This window comes from Janthinobacterium goodfellowi (genome assembly GCF_051380695.1).
GTDB lineage: Bacteria > Pseudomonadota > Gammaproteobacteria > Burkholderiales > Burkholderiaceae_D > Janthinobacterium.
Window position 1 is genome coordinate 1353829 of record NZ_JBNYXN010000001.1, and the last position, 22226, is coordinate 1376054.

At 61.5% G+C, this 22226-nt stretch carries 17 protein-coding genes and 1 tRNA gene; 12 read left to right on the plus strand and 6 right to left on the minus strand.

From position 1 onward, the window contains the following. The first annotated feature begins 35 nt into the window (after nucleotides 1-35). From ACQ4WQ_RS06150 to ACQ4WQ_RS06195, 10 genes are all read left to right on the plus strand, one after another. Entirely contained in the window at nucleotides 36-278 is a 243-nt protein-coding gene (locus tag ACQ4WQ_RS06150) for a hypothetical protein (RefSeq protein ID WP_436495386.1), read from the plus strand. Further along, on the plus strand, nucleotides 275-1066 hold the full coding sequence (locus tag ACQ4WQ_RS06155) for a hypothetical protein (protein WP_436495388.1): 792 nt from the start codon (nucleotides 275-277) through the stop codon (nucleotides 1064-1066). Before ACQ4WQ_RS06150 ends, ACQ4WQ_RS06155 begins: the two co-directional genes overlap by 4 nt. Before the next feature lie 8 nt (nucleotides 1067-1074). Continuing rightward, nucleotides 1075-1719 (plus strand): DUF4376 domain-containing protein, encoded by a 645-nt coding sequence (locus ACQ4WQ_RS06160; protein WP_436495390.1) that lies wholly within the window; start codon nucleotides 1075-1077, stop codon nucleotides 1717-1719. Further along, complete coding sequence (locus tag ACQ4WQ_RS06165; protein ID WP_436495392.1) at nucleotides 1716-2570, plus strand: hypothetical protein; 855 nt, start codon at nucleotides 1716-1718, stop codon at nucleotides 2568-2570. Before ACQ4WQ_RS06160 ends, ACQ4WQ_RS06165 begins: the two co-directional genes overlap by 4 nt. 3 nt (nucleotides 2571-2573) lie before the next feature. Then, nucleotides 2574-3854, plus strand: a complete 1281-nt coding sequence (locus ACQ4WQ_RS06170; protein ID WP_436495394.1) for a hypothetical protein — start codon at nucleotides 2574-2576, stop codon at nucleotides 3852-3854. A gap of 67 nt (nucleotides 3855-3921) precedes the next feature. Then, nucleotides 3922-4350 (plus strand): hypothetical protein, encoded by a 429-nt coding sequence (locus ACQ4WQ_RS06175; RefSeq protein ID WP_152257883.1) that lies wholly within the window; start codon nucleotides 3922-3924, stop codon nucleotides 4348-4350. A 14-nt stretch (nucleotides 4351-4364) separates the two neighbouring features. Next, on the plus strand, nucleotides 4365-4862 hold the full coding sequence (locus ACQ4WQ_RS06180) for a glycoside hydrolase family 19 protein (RefSeq protein ID WP_436495396.1): 498 nt from the start codon (nucleotides 4365-4367) through the stop codon (nucleotides 4860-4862). Continuing rightward, nucleotides 4859-5185 (plus strand): hypothetical protein, encoded by a 327-nt coding sequence (locus tag ACQ4WQ_RS06185; protein ID WP_436495398.1) that lies wholly within the window; start codon nucleotides 4859-4861, stop codon nucleotides 5183-5185. Before ACQ4WQ_RS06180 ends, ACQ4WQ_RS06185 begins: the two co-directional genes overlap by 4 nt. Nucleotides 5186-5313: 128 nt before the next feature. Continuing rightward, on the plus strand, nucleotides 5314-5478 hold the full coding sequence (locus tag ACQ4WQ_RS06190; RefSeq protein ID WP_436495400.1) for a hypothetical protein: 165 nt from the start codon (nucleotides 5314-5316) through the stop codon (nucleotides 5476-5478). Between the two features lie 470 nt (nucleotides 5479-5948). Continuing rightward, nucleotides 5949-7448, plus strand: a complete 1500-nt coding sequence (locus ACQ4WQ_RS06195; protein ID WP_436495402.1) for a nucleobase:cation symporter-2 family protein — start codon at nucleotides 5949-5951, stop codon at nucleotides 7446-7448. A 41-nt stretch (nucleotides 7449-7489) separates the two neighbouring features. Here the strand turns inward: ACQ4WQ_RS06195 and ACQ4WQ_RS06200 are convergent, their stop codons facing one another. From ACQ4WQ_RS06200 to ACQ4WQ_RS06220, 5 genes are all read right to left on the minus strand, one after another. Beyond that, a complete protein-coding gene (locus ACQ4WQ_RS06200) occupies nucleotides 7490-12508 on the minus strand; it encodes a diguanylate cyclase domain-containing protein (protein WP_436495404.1) in 5019 nt (1672 codons plus the stop codon). Nucleotides 12509-12755: 247 nt separating this feature from the next. Further along, entirely contained in the window at nucleotides 12756-13157 is a 402-nt protein-coding gene (locus ACQ4WQ_RS06205) for a hypothetical protein (protein ID WP_436495406.1), read from the minus strand. Nucleotides 13158-13320: 163 nt separating this feature from the next. After that, nucleotides 13321-13989, minus strand: a complete 669-nt coding sequence (locus ACQ4WQ_RS06210; RefSeq protein WP_436495408.1) for a tyrosine-type recombinase/integrase — start codon at nucleotides 13987-13989, stop codon at nucleotides 13321-13323. A 173-nt stretch (nucleotides 13990-14162) separates the two neighbouring features. Beyond that, nucleotides 14163-14249: transfer RNA gene (locus ACQ4WQ_RS06215), tRNA-Leu, on the minus strand. Nucleotides 14250-14349: 100 nt separating this feature from the next. Next, nucleotides 14350-17151, minus strand: a complete 2802-nt coding sequence (locus tag ACQ4WQ_RS06220; protein ID WP_436495410.1) for a S8 family peptidase — start codon at nucleotides 17149-17151, stop codon at nucleotides 14350-14352. 200 nt (nucleotides 17152-17351) lie between these two features. Between ACQ4WQ_RS06220 and ACQ4WQ_RS06225 the strand changes: the two genes are divergently transcribed. Continuing rightward, complete coding sequence (locus ACQ4WQ_RS06225) at nucleotides 17352-18140, plus strand: flagellar basal body L-ring protein FlgH (protein ID WP_436495412.1); 789 nt, start codon at nucleotides 17352-17354, stop codon at nucleotides 18138-18140. After that, entirely contained in the window at nucleotides 18137-19486 is a 1350-nt protein-coding gene (locus ACQ4WQ_RS06230) for a hypothetical protein (RefSeq protein ID WP_436495414.1), read from the plus strand. The genes ACQ4WQ_RS06225 and ACQ4WQ_RS06230 overlap by 4 nt, the downstream gene beginning before the upstream one ends. Before the next feature lie 72 nt (nucleotides 19487-19558). Here the strand turns inward: ACQ4WQ_RS06230 and ACQ4WQ_RS06235 are convergent, their stop codons facing one another. Beyond that, on the minus strand, nucleotides 19559-21844 hold the full coding sequence (locus ACQ4WQ_RS06235) for a TonB-dependent receptor (protein ID WP_436495972.1): 2286 nt from the start codon (nucleotides 21842-21844) through the stop codon (nucleotides 19559-19561). Between the last annotated feature and the right edge of the window lie 382 nt (nucleotides 21845-22226).

Sequence of the window (22226 nt, forward strand, 5' to 3'; positions counted from 1 at the left end):
TGGGTATTACGACCTATAAAGCCAATGGCACGCCCATGATCACCCCCGATGGCGCAGGCGGCATCTATGTGGAAACGTGGCGGCAAGGCCCCGAGCAACCTGCGGTACGCGTGTATTCCGGATTGCGCGGCATGTCCTTGCGGGTATTTCAGGTAATGGGCGGCGTCTTTGCCTGGGTGGTCGGGCAGGATGGCCATGGCAACCCCACGATTACTTTCTCGTTTGAATACAAGGATGCCTATGGCGGCGATCTGATCTTGCTGGTATTTGCATCATGACGAACGGCATACTGTTTAATACGGAAAAGGGAAGCCGGGTCATCGATGAAGAATTCATGGTGCCGGAGTTTATTGGCAAGGTGACCTTGAATCCCGCGCCGCATATTTCCGGCCTGTTTACCAGCGGGGATGTCGGCGCCAAACCTTACTATACGAATTCCCATCAAGTTACTTCGATGCCGGATTCGGGCGGCCGCGCCGTCATGACGTTCTGGCGTTATCCGGATGCCAATGGGGAGGATATCTGGTTTTATCCCACTTTCTCCGTGGACACTCCAGGCAACGGCAGCATGTCTGGCATGAATATCTACCGGCGCAGCGCAGGCGTGTTGCCCACCTTGCCAATTGGCTATTGCTTTGCCATCGGACGCGCCATTGCCTCCCCCAATACCTTTGGCATGCGTTCGTGGGATGCTGCGGGAAAGCTGATATTCGATAGCGGCAATTTGTCTCTGAAGATAGAGTCATTCTTGTCCATATCCTTTGGCTACCAAATAAGCGATTACGTTATTCCCGCCGCATCCAGTGCCGCCATCCTGCTGCCTGATGCCTACCAACTCAGCGACGTGTCGGTGGGCGATGCGCCGGGATATCCCGGGTCGGGCAATTCCCAGTTCTACGAGAACCGGGGCGGGGTGCGCAGAAATGGGGCGACTTTTTCCACTGCTATGGCCAATGTGGCTGCCTACTATTTCAGGGGCGCCGAATATGACCGGGATACCAGCTCGCATTCGGGAAATACTTCAGATCTGAGCATGCCCATCATAAATGCATCTCTTTACGACTAGGAAAACTGATGATTCTCAAAAATTTCACCACGCCAAATGGCGTGGCGGTCAGCGTTCATCTGCTCAAGCGAATTGAAATCAATGCGCCATTCGATACTGCGCAGCTTTCCGTGCATAGCTACGCCAGCGAAGCGGCTTATCTGGCCGGTTCCGGCCTGGCCTGGAACACCCCGCTGCAGATGCCATTATTGCAATTGCAAGGAGAGCTGGGCGGCATTGCCGAGCGGTGGCTGACCACTGACGCGGCCAGTCCGTTTGCCGGCGGCAGCATTGTCGCGGACCGCAGCGGCACGCTCGATACGGCCCGGACCCGCGCATGGGCGCGCATCAAGCAGGCGCGCGCGCTTGCCGAGACTGCGGATTTCGCGTGGGACGGCGCCCTGTACCAGGCAGACAAGGACCGCATCACTGGCGCCACGCAGCAGGCCCTGCTGGCGCAAGCCGCCGGCCAGCCGTACAGCATCGACTGGACCTTGTCGGACAACACGCAGGTGACGCTCGATGCGGCCGGCATGGTCGCCGTGGGCGCCGCGCTGGGGGCACATATCGCCGCGGTCTTTGCCATCGGACGTGACTTGCGCGCGCGCATTGCCGTCGCCACATCCACCGAGGCGCTGGACGCCATCGTGTGGCCGGTGCCGGAGGGCGCATGAGTAACTTGCGCATCCTCTACGACAATGCCGCCGACCGCGCCGTGCTGACGGCATCGAGCCAGGCCGGCGCGCTGGGCCCGGCCAACCTGCAGCGCGACAGTAAATCGGCCGTGCTGCGCGCCACCGGTACGGTGCAGACCATCACGGCCACCTGGCCGACGCAAGAGGCCATCGCTTGTGTGGCGCTGATCTTTACCAACCTGACCAGCAGCGCGCGCATGCGCGTGCGGGCCTTTGCCCAGCCGGGCGATGCTGTGCCGGTATTGGATTCCGCTTGGACGATGCCTTGCCCCGAGGCGCCGCTGGAATCCTATCCGTTCGGTGAACTGCCGCTGGGCTGGAACGCCTACCGGTGGGGCAGCGTGAACAGCTGGGCACGCGGCGGTGGCGCCGATGCGGTGGCATGGTTCGCTCCAGTCTTCGTACGCCGGATGGTGATCGACGTGTTTTGCCCCGATACGGCGGATGGCTACATCGAGCTATCGCGCCTGGTGGCGGGCAATTACTGGTCGCCTGAATACAACGCAGATTACGGCGCCCAGCTGCAGTTGCAGGACAGCAGCGAGGATTACCGCACGGCTGCGGGCGACTTGAAAACCGCCGTGGGCACGTCCAGCGACAAGCTGAGCATCCAGTTGGCGCACCTCACGCCGGCAGACCGCGCCCGGTTCATGCGCATTCTGCGCGAGAACGGCAAGGAGCGTGCAGTGCTGTTTAGCTTATATCCGGAAAACCCCGACCCGCTCCTGGAGCAGGACCACATGCTGTATGGCAAGGCAAGCAACCTCGATGCGGTGTCCGCGCCGTATTACGAAACCTATTCCGCACCACTGCAAATCGAAGGGATTTGAAAAATGGCATCAAAATTTTACGCAGGCATGAAAAACGTCGTCGAAGTACTGAACCAGATGTCGGATGCGTTTGCGGCAGGGCCGTATAATGCGTTGCCGCTGACGGGGGGGGCTTTGACTGGGCCGGTGACGACGAACTCGACCATAACAGCCGTTCGTTTGGGTCAACTCGGCATCATTGAACAATTAGCATTGCTCACGAATACTAGTGTGCCAGGTATTGCCGGTACGGCAATCCTGTTTGGCTATCCTGGTGGTGATGGGTACGGCACTCGAATCGTTGGTGCTGGTGATCCCGCGAAGCGCTATGCCGGATACACCGCATTCGAGACGGGAGAAGGCCTTGGGAAATGGCGGGAGGTTGCTCGGTTTACTGAGCGAGGTTCCATGCTGGTCGGGACAACGACTGACAATGACGTCGATCTACTGCAGTTGGCCGGGTCAGGTGGTTTTGCTCCTGCCGGTACGCAGGGGACGGCGCTGCTGCGAGCAGGCCTTTCAGGCGCTGTTGAGACGATGGTGCTACGTGCAGGCAATGGCGCTCTACTGCCGGTAGCCCCCTCGGTAATGTATGTGGGGAAAAATTCAACTACGAACAGCAGTATCACGACGCTCGGCACTGTTAATACCCCAGGCAACGATTATGCTGAGTACATTGTCAAATCTGCCATGTGCGATACAGTCGCCAAGGGCCAGATTATCGGCATCACTTCCAGCAATACTGTTACCGACCAGTGGGGCGATGCCGTCTTGTTCGCCATCAAATCTACGGCACCCTCGTTTGTCGGTGGCGACACTTGGGCGAGCTGCGTTGGGCCACGCCCTATAGCTAAGGCAGGACAAGCTCCCAAGCAGCCACCGCGTCTGGTCGATGTAATCGTGCAGCAGCCTCTGCCCGGCACAAATCCCCCGGAATATCAGGACGTGGTGACGCCTGGCGACACCGACGCCGAATGGGCTGCCAAACAGGCTGCCTACGCTGTAGCGCTGGCCGCACACGATGCCGCCACGCAGCAGGATGCCGAAGCCATGGCCGCCTTTGACGCCGCGCTCGAAGCCGAACGCCAGAAGGTCGACCGCATTGCCATCGCCGGCCGCGTGCCGGTGAACGTGCTGGGCGCCCAGCCGGGCGACTATATCGTGCCGGTGCAGGACGGCGCAGGCATCAAGGGTATCGCCGTGCGTGAAGATGACCTCACCATGAAGCAGTACCTGCATGCCGTCGGCCGCGTCATTTCGATCGAGCCGGACGGTCGCGCCTACGTGATGGTCAAGGCCGTGTAGCAGACCAGCAATTCACCTCCAACCCGCCTCGGCGGGTTTTTTCATTTCCACCACCTGAAAGGCAACCATGGCCCTCGAAACCACCGCCGCCGGCGGCGCATTGATCAAACTGTTTGGCGTGCCCGTGCTGGCCGGCGCCGCCGCCACGTCGCTGGGCTTCATGTTCATGTGGCCCCGATCCACCAAGGAGGCATTCATTCGTTTTTGTTCCAGCATCATCATTTCCACCTTCCTCGGTCCCGTGCTCGTGGCGGCCGTGCTGTCGTGGTGGCCCAGCCTGTTCGACAGCGCGAAGACGGTGGCGGGCCTGTATGGCGGCGACCCTGCCACGGGATTTTTATTCATCGCCGCGCCGCTGATGGTGGCGGCCGGTTTGCCAGCCTGGTGGGTGCTGGGCGCCTGCGTGCGCTGGTTTGACAAGCGGCGCGGCAAGGATATCGGCGAGCTGGCGGCCGACGCGGCCGCTGCCGTCAAGGACGTGCGGGGCATGCTGTGACAGGCGCGCAATTGATGCAGATCATGCCGCTGGCCGGCCGCCGCGCTACGCTGTTCCTGGCGCCCTTGAATGCGGCGATGGCGGAATTCGGCATCGATACGCCGCAGCGCCAGGCGGCATTCCTGGCGCAGGTGGGCCACGAATCAGGGCAGCTGCGATATGTGCGCGAGTTGGCCAGCGGCGCCGCCTATGAAGGACGCGCCGACCTGGGCAATGTGATCGCCGGCGATGGCGTGCGCTTCAAGGGGCGCGGCTTGCTGCAGGTGACGGGGCGCGCCAATTATGCGGCGTGCGGCGTGGCGCTGGGCCAGGACCTGCTGGCGGCGCCGCAGTTGCTCGAGCAAACGGCTTTCGCGTGCCGCTCGGCGGGCTGGTTCTGGCAATCGCGCGGCTTGAACCGCCTGGCTGATGCGGGCGACCAGGAGCGCGTGACGCGCCGCATCAACGGTGGCGTCAACGGCCTGGCCGAGCGTCTGGCCTTGTACCAGGCAGCGCGCAAGGTGCTGGCATGAAGCCGTCGTTGAGCATTGCGGCCATGCTGTTGCTGTTGGGCGCGGCCGTGTTTTGCGCCCAGCGCTGGGGCCGCGAAGCGGGCCGTGCCGCGTGCGCGGCGCAAGTGAGCGAGGTGCAGGGCGTGTTGCGGCGCCAGAACCAGGCGCTGAACGCGATGCGGGAGGAGGGCGCGCGCCGGTCGGCGCGGGTAAGGCAGGCGCAGGCCGCGGCGCAAGCCGGGCAGGCAGACGCGCAAGCGGCTGCTGCGCGCATCCTGGCGTTGCAGCCCGAAGGCGATGCCTGCCGTGCGGCCGAGGCGCTGATCGCCAGCGAAATGCCGTGAGGCGGCCGCGTAAACGTGCCGTAAGACATGCAGGCAGCCTCGCCAACAGTTTAGCTAGCTTATTGCTGCTGAGTTTCTTGACCGGTTGTGCGGCCTGCGCGCCAGCATCGAACGTGGAAGCTTGGCCCGTGAGCACGCCATGCATCGCCACGCGCCCCGTTGCGCCCGTCTTGCCGGCGGTGCCATCCCACGGTATCTTCGAGCAAGTGCAAGCCTTGCTGGCGCGCGAGCAATTGCGAGCCGCCCATGTCCGCCAGCTGGAAGCGCTACTCGATGCCTGCTCCGGCAGCTAGCAAGGCCTGACAGCGCGAAACAAAAACGTAGCGGGCGGAAGGCGGGCGCGTCCCCCGCTGGCCCAGGAAGCGCAACTGCACGAAGCACAAGAATGCCAGGGAAGTGCGCATGGCAGGCCGCAAATGACGATGCGCAGCAGGCTTTATCAGCGCTCCAAGCCGCAGTCACAAGTCAGCATTAGCCTGCCGGCGCAACCGCCATGTGCCGCCTTCTGGTGCAGGCGCGGGGCGGCATGAGAGAAAACGGTGCGCCCTTCGTCAAATTGGCCGCTCTCCAGTGATATTTTGTCACAATTTCTATATACAATCCACCTGGCACGATGCGTGCATGGCATACCTTGGTCATCCCATCCAAGGAGCTTCGCATGCATCATCGGCCGCTGGTGTGTTCCTGCCGTCCCGTTTCTGTCTTGCCTTTCCCTTTCACCTGCGCCCATCCGGGCCGCGGTAACCCAGGAAATGGAGCGTAAATGGCCTCTCCCCGCTTGAAATCCATCCACCGCAGCGCGCCCGGCAGCGTGCCTGCCGCGCCATCACCTGTCGATGCAGTACTGCCGGCCGGAAAACTGTTCACCCTGGGCTTGCAGCACGTGCTCGTCATGTATGCGGGCGCCATCGCCGTGCCGCTGATCGTCGGCCGCGCGCTCAAGCTGCCGCCCGAGCAGGTGGCGGCGCTGATCAGTGCCGACCTCTTCTGCTGTGGCCTCGTGACCCTGATTCAGTCCTTGGGAATCGGCAAGCATTTCGGCATCCGCCTGCCCGTCATGATGGGCGTGACCTTTGCCGCCGTCAGTCCCATGCTGGCCATGGCGAACAACCCGACCCTGGGCATCACGGGCATCTTTGGCGCCGTGATCGGCGCCGGCGTCGTTTCCATGCTGATCGCGCCGTTCATCAGCCGCCTGCTGGCGCTGTTCCCGCCCGTGGTCACGGGCAGCATCATCGCCGTGATCGGCGTGTCGCTGATGCGCGTGGGCGTAAACTGGGCCATGGGCGGGCCGCCCGCCATGGCGCAAATCGCCGATCCCGCCTTCCTCAAGATGGCCGCTGCCGCGACGGCGGCCGGCTTGCCCGCACCAGCCGGCCCCGCACCCATGATCGCCAATCCCGGCTATGGCGCGCTGGACAACATGGGCATCGCCTTCTTCGTGCTGGCCGTTATCTTGCTTGTTGCCAAATATGGCCGGGGTTTCCTGTCGAATATTGCCGTGTTGATCGGCATCATCGCCGGTACGGCCCTGTCGTTTGCGCTGGGCAAGGCCGACTTTGCCAAGGTGGCCAGCGCCAAGGCTTTCGCCATCGTCACGCCGTTCCAGTTCGGCATGCCGACTTTCGACCTGGTTGCCATCGTCACCATGAGCCTGGTGATGATCGTCGTCATGATCGAGTCGCTGGGCATGTTCCTGGCCTTGGGCGAGATGACGGGCAAGCGCATCGAACAGGCCGACATCAGCCGCGGCTTGCGCGTCGATGGTCTGGGCACCTTGATCGGCGGCATCTTCAATACCTTCCCGTACACTTCGTTTTCGCAAAACGTGGGCCTGGTGGGCGTGACGGGCGTGCGCAGCCGCTGGGTCTGCGTGGCGGCCGGCCTTATCCTGCTCGTTATGGGCGTGATCCCGAAGATCGCGCAGACGGCCGAAGCCGTGCCGGCCTTCGTGCTGGGCGGGGCAGGGCTGGTGATGTTCGGCATGGTCGCCGCCACGGGCATCCGCATCCTGGCCGACGTCGACTACAAGAGCAACCGCAACAACCTGTTCATCGTGGCCCTGGCTATCGGCTTCGGCATGCTGCCGCTGGTGGCCGAGCAGTACGCGCAGCACATGCCGAAAGCCCTGTCGCCGTTGCTGCACAGCGGCATCCTGCTGGCCGCCATCGTTGCCGTGCTGCTCAATCTGTTCTTCAACGGGCTGGCGTCCAGCGAAAAAGCACGGGAACAGGCGCGCGACAACAGCCATGGCAGCGAGTGAGGTGTCGGCCAATGCCGTGAGCGCAGCGCGCCGCATGCCGGTCACGCAGCCGGCAGAGTCCTGAGCACCACGCAATTGCGCCCCGCATCCTTGGCCTGGTACAGCGCGGCATCGGCCAGGCGCAGCAGGGCGTCCGGATCGGCGGCACCCGGTAGCGGCTGGATCGCGATGCCGACGCTGATCGTCACCTGCTGGCCATCCGCACCTTCATGGCAGATGCCCAGGTCCTCGATGGCGCGCCGCAGCGCTTCGCCGGTGTGGCGCGCTTCGTCCACGCCGGTGTTCGGCAGCACGATGGAAAACTCTTCTCCGCCGTAGCGCGCCGTCAGGTCGCCCGCGCGCCGCATGCCGGCCGCCAGCGCCTGCGCGACCCGGATCAGGCATGCATCCCCGGCCTGGTGGCCGTGCCGGTCGTTAAATAGCTTGAAGTAGTCGACATCAAGCATGATGACGGCAAGCGGCTGGCCGACGCGCGTGGCGCGCGCGCATTCGGTGCGCAGCACGTCGTCGAAATGGCGCCGGTTCGCCAGGCCCGTCAGGCCGTCGGTGATGGACAAGGTCGCCAATTTGCGGTTGGCGTCTTCCAGTTGTTCCGTGCGTTCGGCAACGCGCCGCTCCAGGCTGTCATGCAGCCTGGCGCTGGAGATCGAGATCATCGCCTGTGCGCCGAGCATGCGCAGGAACGCCACGCGCTCCTGCGTGAACGAGGCCTCGGCAAGCCGGTTTTCGAAGTACAGGATGCCGCCGGTTTGGCCGCCGTGCCGGATCGGCAGGCACATGACGGCGCGCGGCTGCTGCAACTGCACGTAAGGGTCGGCGGCAAAGCGCGAGGCGTCCGTGATGCAGTCTTCGATCACCTCGGCGCCAGTGCGGATCACGTAGCGCAGCAGCGACAGCGGGAATTGCGGGTCGCTGGCGGCGTTCAGGTCGAGCGGGCGCGCTTGCAGGACGGTGATGCCATCGCCATCGATATTGGCCTCGAGCTGGTAGCTGCCTTCCGACAGCAGCAGCAGGCGCGCCACCTGCGCGCCGGCGTTTTCGCACACGATGGCAATGAGGCGTGTCAGCACGTTGCGCAGGCCCACTTCGTTCGACAGAATCTGCGATGCTTTCAGCAGCGACACCAGGTCGAGCGCGGAACTGCCGTGCGTGCCGCGGTCTTCCATCCTCGACAGCATTGCGCCGTGGCGCGCCCGCAGCTGTGCCACCTTGCCCTGCGCGCCCCACTGGCCGTAATGCCCGATGGCGTCCCGGATGAACACGCCGGCCACGCGCGCGTGGCCCTGGTCCGACCAGCATTCGCCGCACAGCTCATTGCCCAGCGCCTGCACGTTGACGTAGCCCGCCAGGCCGGCCGCGTCGATCGTCTGCTGGTACAGGCGCGTGGCCAGTTGCAGGTCTTTCCGGTAGCGTGCCATCTCGGCCATCACCAGCAGATGTTTGGCGTGGCTATTGTCCGAGCCCTGCGTGGCCCACTTGGTAAGACTCGCCTGCAGCGTGCCGATCACGGACAGCACATCGCCCGCATCGGGGCGCGCAGGATCGCGCCGCAAGGTGCGGACCAGGATCAGCGCGGCGTAGAAACTGCACTCGGCGACCTTGGCCTGGCCGCGCATGATCTGCGTGACGATGCCGAGCTGGCCGGCCAGCAGCTCGGCGTCGGCACTGTCGAACAGGTAGGCGTTGCGTATCTTCCCTTGCAAGAAGTAGGCGCGGTACAGTTGCGAGTCGCCATAGTGTTCGAGGAAGCGCGCCTCGCTGAAGGCCCCATCATCGTAGCTGTCGTGACGGGGCAGGAGCCCCATCAGGCATTTGATCGGTTGGACCGCGGCGGCGACGCAGCAATCGGCCATCGCCTGCTGGCCGTTGGCGCGCATCAGCGCCAGGTCGTGTTCGATGTCGTGCATCAGATGCGGCAGGTAGTCGCCGAGGATGATGCGGTCGGTGGCGCGCACGGCCGCCACCACGCCAACCTGCACGAAGTCGGCGATTTCCAGCGCCCAGCCAAACGCTTCTTCGTACAGGGCGTCGGAGCTGCGCAGCGGCTGCGTCCAGTGGTTGCTGAGCGCGCCGAACATCAGGCCCGTGAGCGTGCGCGTCTGCAGGTTGGCGCGGCGCCTGGCCAGCGCCATCGCCATCGCGCCGAAGGCGTATCCGCGCGCGACGTCGCCGTGGTACAGAACCAGCATCAGCGCGTAGCCGACATAGGCGACAGCGCTGAAATCGCTGTTCCCCCGCTGCATGGACAGCCGCGTCATCGACACCACCATCAGCGCGCTCAGATCCTGCTGGCCGGCGTAGTAGCTGGCCATCCACAGGCCCTGCATCATCTGCATCGCGGCCACGGCGTCCGGCTCGCACATGTCATCGGCCGCCAGCAGGGTGTCGGGTGCGTGCGCGCCAGGCTGCTGTCCGATGTCGGCGAGAATGTCGCTGAAGCGCGCTTTCATGTGCGCCACCTCGTGCGGAATGTCGATGTGCAGCAGGGCCAGGCCTTCGCGCTGCACGGCGATGGCATCGAGCAGGCGGCCTTGCAATTGATACTGGTGCGCCTGGATGGCGATGCAGCGCACCTGCAGCAGGGGGCTCAAGGTACGCGCGCGCACCAGCGGATAGATCGCCTCGGCCGTATCGAACTGGCCGCACAGGTAGGCCGCTTCGGCCGCGCCCAGCTGCAGCTCGAGCCAGAGATTGGAGTAAGCGCTCCACGCCTGCGCCGGCAGCAGCTCGAGACCTATGCGCATGTGCTCCAGCGTGGACTGGAACGCGGCGGAACGCCGTGCCTTGATGCCGGCCTGGAGATTGAGCGTCGCCAGCTGCACGCGCTCGTCCGCATCCTTGACCAGCGCGCGACCGGCGTTGAGCTGCTCGACGATCTCGAACAGTGTTACGTCCCGACGCTTCGGCGCCGTATGCCGCAGCAGCAGGCGGCCGATGAGAAGATGATTTTCAGTGCGCGCAACCGCATCGGCGACCACGTAGGCGGCTTGCTGCACCCGGTCGTGCAGGAAGCGGTAAGCGACGCCGCTGTTGGCCGCGTCGCTGTTGCCACTGACGTACTTATAGCGTTCGTCGAACGGCTGGATCAAGCCTGCCCTGAGCGCCGGCCACAGGTCTTGCTGCGTTTGCAGGGGTGCACGGTCGGTTGCCAGCGCGAGCGTATCGAGCGTGAAGCGGTTGCCGCAGGAGGCGGCCAGTTGCAGCAGATGCTGCGTCACCGCCGGCAGGCGGCGGATTTTTTCCAGCAGCACCTCGACCACGTTGTCGGTATATTTGGCCTGTTGTATCGCGGGCAGGTCCCAGTCCCAGCAATCGCCCTCGGCCCGGTAGCGCAGATGGCCCGCTTCATTGAGCGACGTGAGAAACTGGTTGAGGAAAAAGGGATTGCCGGCCGTCTTGCGGTAGCAAATGCTGGTCAGCGGCGCGCAGTCGTGGGCCGCCACGCGCACGGTGGCCGAGACCATTTGTGCCACTTGCGGCTCGGTCAATGCGCCCAGTAACAGCGTCGACAGGCGTACCTCGCGGGCGAGCAGCTTGTCGCGCAGCGCGATCAGCGGATGCGCATCGCTCACTTCGTTGTCGCGATATGCGCCGATGAACAGCATGCAGCTCTTGTCGCACGAGACCATCAGCAGTTCGATCATCCGCAGCGTGGCCGCATCGGCCCATTGCAGATCGTCGAGGAACAGCACCAGCGGATGCCCGGCGCAGGCGAACACTTCGACGAAGCGGGGGAAGAGGCGGTCCAGGCGCAGCTGGGCCTGTGCCGGCGCCGACGCGGGCACCGTGTCCGTGGGGCCGACGATCAGTGCCAGTTGGGGAATCAGTTCGACCAGCATACCGATGCCGCTGCCCAGGGCCTCGTGCAGTTTCGCGGACCACTGGTGCAGCGTTTCCTCGGGCTGGCCGAGCAGCTGGCGCACCAGCTCCTGGAAGGCCTGGATCAGCGAGGCATACGGCACGTCGCGCTGGAGCTGGTCAAATTTGCCGGACAGGAAGCAGCCGCGCCGGGCGATGATGGGCTTTTGCACTTCGTTGACGACCGCTGACTTGCCGATGCCCGAATGGCCGGCCACGAGCAGCATCTCGCACCTGCCCGCGGCGCTGCGTTCAAACGCCGCCAGCAGCGCGGCGATGGCATCCTCGCGCCCGTGCAGCGTTTGCGGCACAAGGAAGCGGCCGTTGTGGTCTGACAGCTTGAGCGCCTGCGCCGGCTTTTGCGCGCGGCAGGCTTCGAGGTCGTTGCGCAAGCCCTGCAAGCTCTGGTAGCGCTGATCGGCATTTTTTTCCAGCAGCCGCTGGATGATCGGCAGCAGCTGGCCAGGCAAGCTGGCCAGTGCAGGGTGCGACCAGTCCGGGCTGCGCGCAATGTGGCAATGCACGAGTTCCATCTCGTCGCCCGTCTCGAACGGCGCCTGGCCGGTCAGCATTTCGTACAAGGTGGCGCCGAGCGCATAGAAATCGGCGCGCCAATCGACCCGCCGGTTCATGCGCCCCGTCTGCTCCGGCGCCATATAGCGCAGCGTGCCTTCCAGGGTCTGGAGATTGACAATGCCATGGCTTTCGTAGGGCAGTTCACAGGCGATGCCGAAATCGATCAGCTGCAGCAGGCGCCGTTCATCGTTCCACACCAGATTGGCGGGGTTGATGTCCTTGTGGATCACGCCCTGATGATGGACCGCCTCCAGCGCCGCGCACAGTTGCAGCGCGATGTCGAAAAAAACGTCCATCGCCAATGCGGGCTGCGACGGCGTCCTGCGCGCCGCCACCTGCGTGCGCAATATCTGGTCGAGCGCCTGGCCGCCGCAATCTTCCACTATCATCGTCCAGCACCCGTCGTGCAGCTGCAGCGCCAGCGGAAGCGCCACGCCAGGATGGCGGCAGCGGCCCGCGATCGCATATTCGCGCTTGAATTGTGCCAGCTGCTGAAAGGAGGGGAACGGCTGATTGGGCTTCTTGACGATCAGTGACGTGCCATCCGCGGCCCTGGCGCGGTAGACCCGCGAGCGGGCGCCGTTGTGCAGCTGTTTGATGATCTCGTGGTCGAAAAGGGAGCGCATGGGCTAGCAGTACACAGACGGTTGCGGGAGCCTGAAGGCGCACATTTCTGAATGTTACTTGATTGTAAGTATTATATCAGTAGAGCGGCCTGGAGTAAGCGCGGGGCACGTGGAGCGATGGGCGGTGTTGTATAAAAGCCGGCAGAGCTGTGACGGCCGTGTGCGACGCATACTTGTTTTACGGACACGGCCAAGGTGATCGCTTGGCCGTATATGTCCGTGTTCATGCAGGCGGTGGTAGGGTGATTTAGCTCTTTATCATCTTTATGAAGCCGATGAGGACAATGAAAAAGGCAATAATGCTAATCCATATAGAGACGTTATTAGTTTTTGTAACGTTATCTAAGAGTTGATTGGCAGTTTGTGAATTAATCGCCATGGTCTTGTCGATCGAGGCTTGGGTAGCTGCATTCAACTCCTGTTCGTAGAGAGCGGAGAATTTTGATCTATCTTCAGGCGGCAGAGTTTTGATGAAGGTCTCTATTTCGTCGCTTTGGTCAAGGGCCAGTTGATGGGTATTCTGCCCAGCGATGGCGGCGGCCTGTAGCGCCTCAAAGTTTTTAACAGCCAGGTTTCTGACAAGTGCTCTATCTATAGCAGGGGCAATGCTACCATCGGCGGATGATGGCATTTCTTTTTCTAAATTCATACTTTCCTTAGTTTGCTATTGTGAAAAATTGCGATGTTTGCCGGCGCCTTTGTCTTCCGACCATGCTTCGCCATCATGCTATAGCGACCAGGCGTGTTCATCGTTTCAGAGCGTAGAATAATCCTCATTGAGCGGAATCAATTCAAAAACGACTTCGCCGGTATCAACTATGCCACGTTGCTTGTGTTTTTTGAAGGTGGCTTTCCCATGCCCATTTTTTGCGGTCAAATACTGGCTGATGGGAGCGCCCAATGCCGGTGTAGGCCTTGCGGACGTTCAGATTGGGCCAAAATAATAATCTGGTCATCGACATACTTGCGCGTGGACAAGATGACAGGGCGATTTTCAGTTCGATGGCGGCCTTGCCGCGCTGCACCACGCGCAGCACGTCGCGCGGGCGGATGGTGTTGAGCGGCATCTTGCCCAGATACGGGATGACGTCGCCTTCGAGCCAGTTGCCGACTTTCTTGCGCGTGCTGGCACTGCCGTTGCGCTGGATAGTGAGCAGCCACTGGCGCGCCAGCTTGTCGAAGGTATTCAAGGCAGCGCTGCGCTGCTCGGCCTTCTGCGCGCGCTTGACGCCGTTCGGATCGATCCCTTCGGCCAGCGCCTTGCGCGCCTCTTCGGCCTTGCGCCGCGCCTGGGCCAGGCTCACGCGGGGGTAGACGCCCAGGGCCAAGGTCTTTTGCTTGCCTGCATGGCGGTAATTCAACCGCCAGTACTTGCCGGTACGGGTGACCAGCAGGTACATGCCGTACAGGTCGGGATACTTGTCGCCGCTGGGCGTGCCCTGGTAGACGGCATGGCGGATAAACAGATCGGACAGTGGCATGGCGCACTCCCTGATGGTATTTTTTTAGAGAAAATCCTAAATCCAGCAAAAAGTACCAACAAAGTTCATGGCTTTTAATGTACGCCGATGGACAAATACGGACAACAAAAAACCCGCGCTCCTATGACGAAGGCGGGTTTTTGGACGTTCTTGGATTTTTACGGCTGAGTTCTTGGTGCCCGGAGCCGGAATCGAACCGGCACGCCCTTACAGGCGGGAGATTTTAAGTCTCCAGTGTCTACCAGTTTCACCATCCGGGCAGCGCGGCGAGATTCTAGCACAAGAGATGGCCATAACGCCATCTTCCGCAGGCCAGTGGCGGTATGGGGGGCATCAAGTGAGCAGGCCTAGACGTCACGCTCAGTCTGCGAATGCTATCCGCAACAGCCGGTCGCCACAAAAAAAATCCATTGCGTAGACTGCCCGTGCCGTCAGAAACACTGGTTCTTCCAGCGCCTGGCAGTCGGCGGTGCTGCGCAAGTGCCAGCGGGCAGGGCTGGTAATCCGATTGCCCTTGCCTGCTTGTGTCAGAACAGGCAGGGCGATGCGATATTCACCTTGCCCTGCCGCAATCAATAGTCCGGGGCGGCCTTCTACGACCTCTGATAAATCTTGTATGACGATGGGGAACTGCTGTGGCAGGTAACGGTGCTCGCCTAGGAAGGAGTAGGCGTTGAGCTTCGTTGTGGCGATTTGACCGGTCTTGAGATCATGATATTGCAAGTCTTGTACGGTGTTGACAAAAACAGCGGACTGTCGCTCCGATTGGAAAGCGCCCGTCACGGCGATGGGGATATCGAGCGCTGCGCGCGTGGCGGCGATCAGTCGCTGGTCGAAATAGTGCATACCCTGATTGAAAAGGCTGATCCTCAGCGTGTGGTGCGCATCCCTGGCGTACCAATACAGGCCGGCGATGTGCTTCCCATGTGCTGGATCGAGCAAAGGACCGCTCAAGGTGTCGGAAAAAAAGCGAAACTCGGTATTGTTCATCTGGGCATCGCGCTGAAATTTCCCCTCTTCTGCTATTCCCAGTTGTAACAGGTCGGAACAGAAGTTCGATACGCAAGGCGTTTCTCTTACCGCAAACAATAGCGGTATTCTTCCCGTGTAAGTCTCTGGTAAATAAAATGGGAACAAGTGCAACGTTGGATCCAGCGCCAGGCGCTGCACGCGAAAATCGTTGTTGAGGTAATAGAAATGGCTGGCGACAGGGCCTCTGACCCGCTCGTCTTCGGTAATCCATGCGGGCCGCATCGCATTTCCTAGCCTCATCCAGCGAAATTGCGTCGGCGTCGTGAAGCGTTCATCTTGTATTTTTTGATAGCTCAGGAGCTGCATTTGCGCATCGAGGACCAGCAAGTGTGCGGCATGCGGACGTGGCTGTGACCCGATGGGGGTGGCCGGCGAGTCCTCGGTTAAATAGAGGATGTATTCGCTTTTGCCGTCGAAGTCGACATCGAGCTTCATCTGCTGCTGCAGGTGGCAGCGCTCGAACAAACCATCGATCGCGACACTGACCGGTACCGGCAGCACTAGCGTGTCATCGCTGAAATTGGCCAGGCCCACCCGAAGCGCGCGCGGGTTGGCCGGATCAGTCCCTAGGGCCAGGTAGCTGTGCGGGTTGCGATCAAGGTCGGATTGCTCAATCCTATGCAGGTGCATGCCAGGCTCCACGCTACCGCTGATCGGGTAGGTCGTAAGTTGAGGGTCTCTCATTGTCTTGTCGACATACCGGTTCAGCGTGACGCATATGTCGAAGCCGGGCTGGGCGACGCCATTGATGCTTACAGTCACCGTGTAGCGGAGGTCGGCGGGAACCCGCTGGCCGGTACGGCCTGTGTCGGCCAGCCGCAAGCGAACATGAAAGCGCCTCTCCTGCTGCGCCGGCCAGTCTCCGTGAAAGGTGGCACGCTCGATCGTGGCCGATGGCAAGGCCGGATCGGCAGCAGCGGGATGGATGGTAATTTCGAAACGTGCGGCGGGACTCGCTTTCCAGACGTTTTTCAGTCCGATCTCCAGTTCGACGGTCCGTGCGGCGCCATCCCATGCGATGGCGTGGGAGTCCTTGTTTGCGGGAAGTATTAGTGTGCGCGGACGCAGCGCCAATGCAGCGGCGATGTCCAGCTGGCCGGATCGCAACGGCTTTTCATCCGTGCCAAGGCTATCGATAGGATGGCCGCTGAGATTGAACGGTCCTTCGATGAGGCGGGTTTCAGGTAGCATGGGCCTGGCGCCCAGCACCAAGCGCGGATAAACGTCAGCGGCTGGAATGCCGTGCGACAGTAAAAGTGCAACGGCGCCGGTGACCATGGCTGCCGCCTGGGAAGTCCCCGACCTGTTGTCGTAGATGTTTCCTGGTTGTCGGATGGAACGCCGGCCTGCCGGTAGCGGCCCCGGAATCTCCACACCGGGCGCTGCGATATCCACACCCGGGCCAAAGTTCGAAAAATCGGCGATAGCGCCGTCAGGCCTGCTTGCTGCTACACAAATGACAGCTGTTAGTTGACAGGGAAGGGGCAGCGTGGTTGATGCATCATTTCCCGCCGCCGTAACGACCAACACGCCACTGGCCTGGGCGGCAGCGATTGCCGTGGCGACCGGGTCGGTGGAGGCAGTGCGAGGCCAGCCGAAAGGCAGCAACATTACCTGTACCCGCTTTTCTGCAAGGCTGTAGATGGCTGCGGCCACGCGTTCAGACAAGCCTTGCACCGGCACGGTATCCATGCCCCACTTTTCCGACATGGCATCGAGATGGTAGGGTTTGATGGGAGCATTGCTTCCGCGCTGTAATACTTGCAGCGGCATGATGACAATGTCCTGCGATATCGATGCGACTATACCGGCCAGGTGAGTGCCGCTGCCGTCGGTGTCCCGCAACTGCGGACTGCTATTGGTATCGGCGGAATTCGCATCCGTCCCTGAGGCGATTTGGTCGGCAAACGCTGGATGTCTGGCATCGATGCCGGTATCTAGGATCGCAACCGTGATGACTTTGCGCGCCGCCGCCGGCCTTGGCCCTGGCCAGCCGATATCCTGGCCGGCGACAGCTTGTATACGATAGGCCTGCATCTGATCCAGGTCCACCGAGATCAAGCCGCCGTTGTTGTGCAAGGCCCACGATGGCGGCGCCTTCGGGGCAGCTTGCACCGGTACGGCCACCATGTACGCCAGGCATGAGCATAATATCCAGCATCGTCTCCACATAGTTCCTCCTGCGGGTCAAGGCCTCCATCTTCGCGCGTTATGCCGGCGCTTGATTGATATTTATCATGCTCGCCGTTCTTGGATCGCGGACCATGGACCAAGCCGGCAGTCGTGTCACCCGAGCGCGAGTGTCCATCCAATAATGGGAGGTATCTACCATGCATGCAATCCACCAAAAATACTGCATCTGTACACTGCTGCTGCTCTCGATCTTGTCCGCAGGATGTACATCGAAACCGAAGGCCGTCGACACGGTCAGCATCGTGCCGAAGGATACCGGCTTCCAATGCTTGCCGGTGCCCAGCACCTGGATGGCCGCTGGCAGCATATTTTCTGTCGACCAGGCCGGCACCTCATTTCAGATCGGCACGGTGGACACCATCAAGCCCAGCGGTCCGCGCCCTGCGGCATTTCCGGAATATTCGTCCAGCACCAATTTCAATGTTGGATTGTTTCTGTCGACCTTGGCTGCATTGACCAATGCTACCGGCTGGAATGCGCAAGTGGGGGCCAACGCCGCCAATAACCTGTTGGTGACGAGCAAATACGATAGGCCCACGCTGATGGTCATCGAAGGGCAGCCTGAGGCTGATGCCATCAACTGGTTTTCCAATACCAAGCACTATCGTATCGAGCCTGGCGTCCGATATTACCTGGTGCGCGAAGCTTTGCTCGCGGACAATGCCGCTTACGAAATCAAGCGCGATGACCTGAGCAAGATTAGTGCCGAGGCATCTGTGCGTGATATGGTCAAAGGCAAGCTGAGTTTAGGCGAGAACAAGTCCAATACCGCCTACGTGCTGAGCGCAAAGTTTCCCCAGCCATTGAATGTCTGCATCAAACCGAAAGAGTTACGTATCGCCTCGTCAGGCTCTGGCGGAATCCAGAGGCTGGAACTTGTCGAGGTCGGCCAGCCGATCCGCATCACTGGCTGGCGCCAAAAATGAACATTGTTTTCCGTCGCTGCCTGGTGCTGATGCTGGCCGGCGTACTGTGTTCATGTCGCTCGGCGGAGTCCAGGCCATCCGACACTGACAGCATGCTGGCGCGCATCGATGCTGTGGCGCACCGGCTGGACGATATCGACAACGCGCTCGCTGCCACCTTGCGCAAGCGCACCGTCTTGTTGCGTGTAAATTCACTGGACCGGGATAGTCCGCCGATATTACCTTCGCAGCTGCTGGCACAGATGCCCGCGACCACTAGCTCCGCCTTGGGCGCGGCATTTTTTGCCTTGCTTGAAGACGTCAGTTCAGGCAAAGAAATTGCGTCAAGTTACGGCTGCAGCGAGTGGGACGATGGCCCGGCGCGCCCTGTGGTGCGAGTCTTTGGCGAACGCCAGCGCGAAGCTGCGGCGTATCTGGATGCGGTGGTTCGTGTGCAGAAGGCCGGTTGCGTACCACCTGGCATGGCCATCAACATGTCGGGGGCATCGTTGCCTTCGGATACCAATTCCAAGGCCGTGAATGTCGAATCCGAGCTGGCGGCTGACGCGGCGAAGAATTTCCCTTTCCAGGTCGGCCAGGATGAAATGCACTTAGTCATGCTGGGCCAGGCTTTTCGTTACGCCGATGTCGATGACGACAGGATTCCCCTGGCCGGCTATTTACAGCGGCAGATACAGGACAATGTGCAGGCCTTGCAACGATTCATATTGCAAGCGCGACCAGACGCAAGTCCGTTCACAGTGCGGTTCGACCGCAAGTTCACCAGCGTCGCGGATTTGATGGGGCACGATCCTAGAGGGTGGTTCAATGCCGAGGCGCAGACCAACGCAGGTACGTTGTACATTTCTCCCACTGTGCCACGTGCCGCCCTGGTTTTCTGTTCGGTAAGCCGTCATTATCGGCCGAGTTTGAATGCCGACTTGAAAAAAAATCTGAGGCTTCGATTGCTTGACGGTACTGTCAGGGCAGGCGATGTCACAGCGACGGTGGCGGCGGCGGAAAAATCTGCAGACGGGATGGCGCAGTGCCTCGCCGATGAGTTATTTTTTTTACTGGCGCATGAACTTTCGCATGGAATGCTGAAAATTGGTTCGGAGGCGATGGCCGATTGTTCGGCGCGTGCACTCGGCGCTTCGGTAGGGAAGGAGAGCCTGGGGGTATTTTCCAGCTTGATTTTTCCGGTGGCGCATAGTCAGGATTTCTATCGGCTCCTTGGCCTGACATCGGATCGAAGGGAAGCGTTGCTATGCCGCGAGCGCGTGTTGCAACAAACTCCAGTACCGCTGATGACACCCTTTAGCGCTGCCTTGCCAGCATGCCTAGCCATGAGCGATCCCTGTCCTTGAAGGAGCGAGAAATGCCGCCCGGCTTATACCGAGCTGCATATTTTTAGCCCGCTCTCCCTCAGTCACTATCGCTTAAAACGTCGCCTTGAACTGCACCCCGTACGTGCGCGGTTCGTTGATGATGCCCGTCAGGTTATCGAAATCGATCGCGCCCAGCGACTGGATCTGGTTGGTGATGTTGCGGCCGTACGCGGAGAGTTCGTATTTGTCCCATTTGTAGCCGACGCGCAAGCCGCCTTCGAGCAGTTCCTTGGCCTTGTATTCCTTCGCTTCATACAGGAAGAAGTTGTAGCTGGTGCGATAGGCCCAGTCCGTGTAGGCGTAGAACTCGCCATTGGCGAGGGGAATGCTGTATTTCAATGTGAAGTTGGTTTGCCACTCCGGCGCGCGCGGCAGCGGGTTGCCGTCGATGTAGGCCGTGCCTTTGAACGGGCCCAGCGGATCGGTGACGGTGCAGCCGCTGGCCGGGTTGTTTTGCGCGTTACCGCAGCTTTGCACGAACAGCTTCTTGTCCTGGATTTCCGTGTGGTTGTAGCTGCCGCCCAGGGTCATGCTGAGCGAATCGCTGAGGTTTGCCTGGAAATCGAGTTCCACACCGCGGCCCGTGGCCTTGTCGGCGTTGATCAGCTGGTTCATGTTGACGGCGCCGCTGCCGGCCGTCAGTTGCTTGTCCTTCACGCGGTACTGGAACACGGCCAGGCTCAGGCGCGCGCGCTTGTCGAACAGGTCCTGCTTGATGCCCGCCTCGACGGACAGCGCTTTCTCGGCGCCCGCAAATGAAGGGCGGTCGGCCAGGCCGTTCAGGCGTCCCTGCATCGACGGCGCGCGGTAGCCGGTGGCGATGCGCGCGTAGGCATTCGTTGCCGGCGTCAGGACATAGGTGCCGCTCAAGTCCCAGCTGACGTTGTGCGAAGTGTCGTGCAGATTGAAGGGCCCGGCGGTGGTCGCTTCCACGCGCTTGGCCGAGAAATCTTTCTTGTCACTCGTGTAGCGCAGACCGGCGCGCAGTTTCAGGGCATCCGAGACCGTGTAGTTGAGCGAGCCGAAGGCCGCGTACGACTTCGAACTCTGGTTTTGCGTGGCGTAGGCGCTGTTTTGCGGATTGCCGGGCGCCAGGCTGTCAAAGCTGATGCTGTCGATCTGGATATCTTCCTTGAAGTAGAACAGGCCGCCTATCCATTGCAACGGGCCGCGGGCAGACGATTCGGCGCGGAATTCCTGCGAAATCTGCTTGTGGTTGGGGATCACGTCGGCCGTTTCCACGACAAACGGGATGAAGCCCGGGCCCATCGGCGGCGCGTACACGGCGCCATAGCCGCCGTCGACGTCGGCGCGGCTGTAGAAATCGAGTTTTTCGTAGCCCGTGATCGAATGCAGGGTCACGCCGGGCAAGTCCCATTTCAGGCGCATGCTGGCGCCCTTGGTTTTCAGGTGCTGGCGGTTGATGCCGTCGGTCGGGTAGTTGTCATAATCAAAGCCGTCGACCAGGTCGTTCGTGCCCTGTTTCAGGATGTTCGCGCGGAACAGGGTGGCCGTGCCGTCGAGGTTGCGCGCGTGCACGTTGAACAGCGCCGTGAAGTCGCGCGTGGGCTTGACCAGCACCTGCAGGCGGGCGGCGCTGTCTTCATAGCCTTCGAAGTCGCGCGTGCCGGTGGGGCGCGGGTTGTGCACGCGGTCGTCGCGGCGCTGCGTCTGGCCGGAAAAGCGCAGGGCCACCGTGTCGCTGACGGGCACGTTGAACGCGCCTTCCAGGCTCTTCATGCCATCCTTGCCGAAGCCGCCGCTCAGGTAGCCTTCTGTCTTGAAGACGGGCTTGGCGGAATCGAATTTGATCACGCCGGCCGGCGAGTTGCGCCCGAACAAGGTGCCTTGCGGGCCGCGCAGCACTTCCACCTGGTCGACGTCAAACACGGGAAAACCCTTGAGCATGGCGTTTTCCTGCACCACGTCGTCCATCACCAGGCCCACCGGCTGCGAGGCGTTGAGGTCGAAGTCGGTATTGCCCAGACCGCGAATGTAGAAACGGGGGAAGGTGCGGCCGTAATCCGATTCGACGGACACGCTGGGCGAGCGGCTGTTGAGGAAGCGGATGTCGGCGCCGCCGGCCGTCAGCGTGTCGAGCTTGTCGCCTTTCAAGGTAGCGATGGACATGGGCACGTCCTTGATGTTTTCCGCGCGCCGCTGCGCCGTCACGATCACCGTTTCCAGCTGGCCAGGACCTGCCTGTGCCGCCGGAGCGGCAGGCGCGTCGGCGGCTGGCGCCGGGACGCTGTCCTGGGCCATCGCCTGCAGGGGGAAGGCGGCGGCGATTGCCAGGGCAATCAGGGTGTGGCGTACTGTGCTGGCATGCGGTGTCATCATGAAACGGCTCCTGTCGGTCAAGGTTGTTCGAAAGGTCCAGGCAGGCGCGAGTCCGCTAGACGAAAAATCATGCTAGCACGGAAAATCTTAGTATTCATGCCATTTTCCAGCTGCCGCTATTCATATCCGTTTCGACTCAATACACAAATAAAATCGTATTTGTCGTCAATATCTGGCGGGTGCATAGTAGGGTGCCGGCAGGCCTGCGCGGGCGCAAAAGAGGCGGGACAGGACGATGGGGTTTCCTGCGGCTGCGCAAAAAAGCGTGCGCCGTTTTGGCGTAGCAGCAGGATCCGGGCGCCAGAAATACAACAGTTGCCGCGGATTTTTTATGCGAGGGGCGTGTTGTTGCAACGCGACAGGGGAGGCCGGCTGCGGC

What these genes read in the sequence shown, in the direction of transcription:
- ACQ4WQ_RS06235 (WP_436495972.1), bottom strand. Translation starts at nt 21,844, where the DNA reads ATGACACCGCATGCCAGCACAGTACGCCACACCCTGATTGCCCTGGCA.
- ACQ4WQ_RS06150 (WP_436495386.1), top strand. Translation starts at nt 36, where the DNA reads ATGATCACCCCCGATGGCGCAGGCGGCATCTATGTGGAAACGTGGCGG.
- ACQ4WQ_RS06170 (WP_436495394.1), top strand. Translation starts at nt 2,574, where the DNA reads ATGGCATCAAAATTTTACGCAGGCATGAAAAACGTCGTCGAAGTACTG.
- ACQ4WQ_RS06195 (WP_436495402.1), top strand. Translation starts at nt 5,949, where the DNA reads ATGGCCTCTCCCCGCTTGAAATCCATCCACCGCAGCGCGCCCGGCAGC.
- ACQ4WQ_RS06185 (WP_436495398.1), top strand. Translation starts at nt 4,859, where the DNA reads ATGAAGCCGTCGTTGAGCATTGCGGCCATGCTGTTGCTGTTGGGCGCG.
- ACQ4WQ_RS06210 (WP_436495408.1), bottom strand. Translation starts at nt 13,989, where the DNA reads ATGCCACTGTCCGATCTGTTTATCCGCCATGCCGTCTACCAGGGCACG.
- ACQ4WQ_RS06165 (WP_436495392.1), top strand. Translation starts at nt 1,716, where the DNA reads ATGAGTAACTTGCGCATCCTCTACGACAATGCCGCCGACCGCGCCGTG.
- ACQ4WQ_RS06155 (WP_436495388.1), top strand. Translation starts at nt 275, where the DNA reads ATGACGAACGGCATACTGTTTAATACGGAAAAGGGAAGCCGGGTCATC.
- ACQ4WQ_RS06225 (WP_436495412.1), top strand. Translation starts at nt 17,352, where the DNA reads ATGCATGCAATCCACCAAAAATACTGCATCTGTACACTGCTGCTGCTC.
- ACQ4WQ_RS06200 (WP_436495404.1), bottom strand. Translation starts at nt 12,508, where the DNA reads ATGCGCTCCCTTTTCGACCACGAGATCATCAAACAGCTGCACAACGGC.
- ACQ4WQ_RS06180 (WP_436495396.1), top strand. Translation starts at nt 4,365, where the DNA reads ATGCAGATCATGCCGCTGGCCGGCCGCCGCGCTACGCTGTTCCTGGCG.
- ACQ4WQ_RS06205 (WP_436495406.1), bottom strand. Translation starts at nt 13,157, where the DNA reads ATGAATTTAGAAAAAGAAATGCCATCATCCGCCGATGGTAGCATTGCC.
- ACQ4WQ_RS06160 (WP_436495390.1), top strand. Translation starts at nt 1,075, where the DNA reads ATGATTCTCAAAAATTTCACCACGCCAAATGGCGTGGCGGTCAGCGTT.
- ACQ4WQ_RS06220 (WP_436495410.1), bottom strand. Translation starts at nt 17,151, where the DNA reads ATGGTGGCCGTACCGGTGCAAGCTGCCCCGAAGGCGCCGCCATCGTGG.
- ACQ4WQ_RS06175 (WP_152257883.1), top strand. Translation starts at nt 3,922, where the DNA reads ATGGCCCTCGAAACCACCGCCGCCGGCGGCGCATTGATCAAACTGTTT.
- ACQ4WQ_RS06230 (WP_436495414.1), top strand. Translation starts at nt 18,137, where the DNA reads ATGAACATTGTTTTCCGTCGCTGCCTGGTGCTGATGCTGGCCGGCGTA.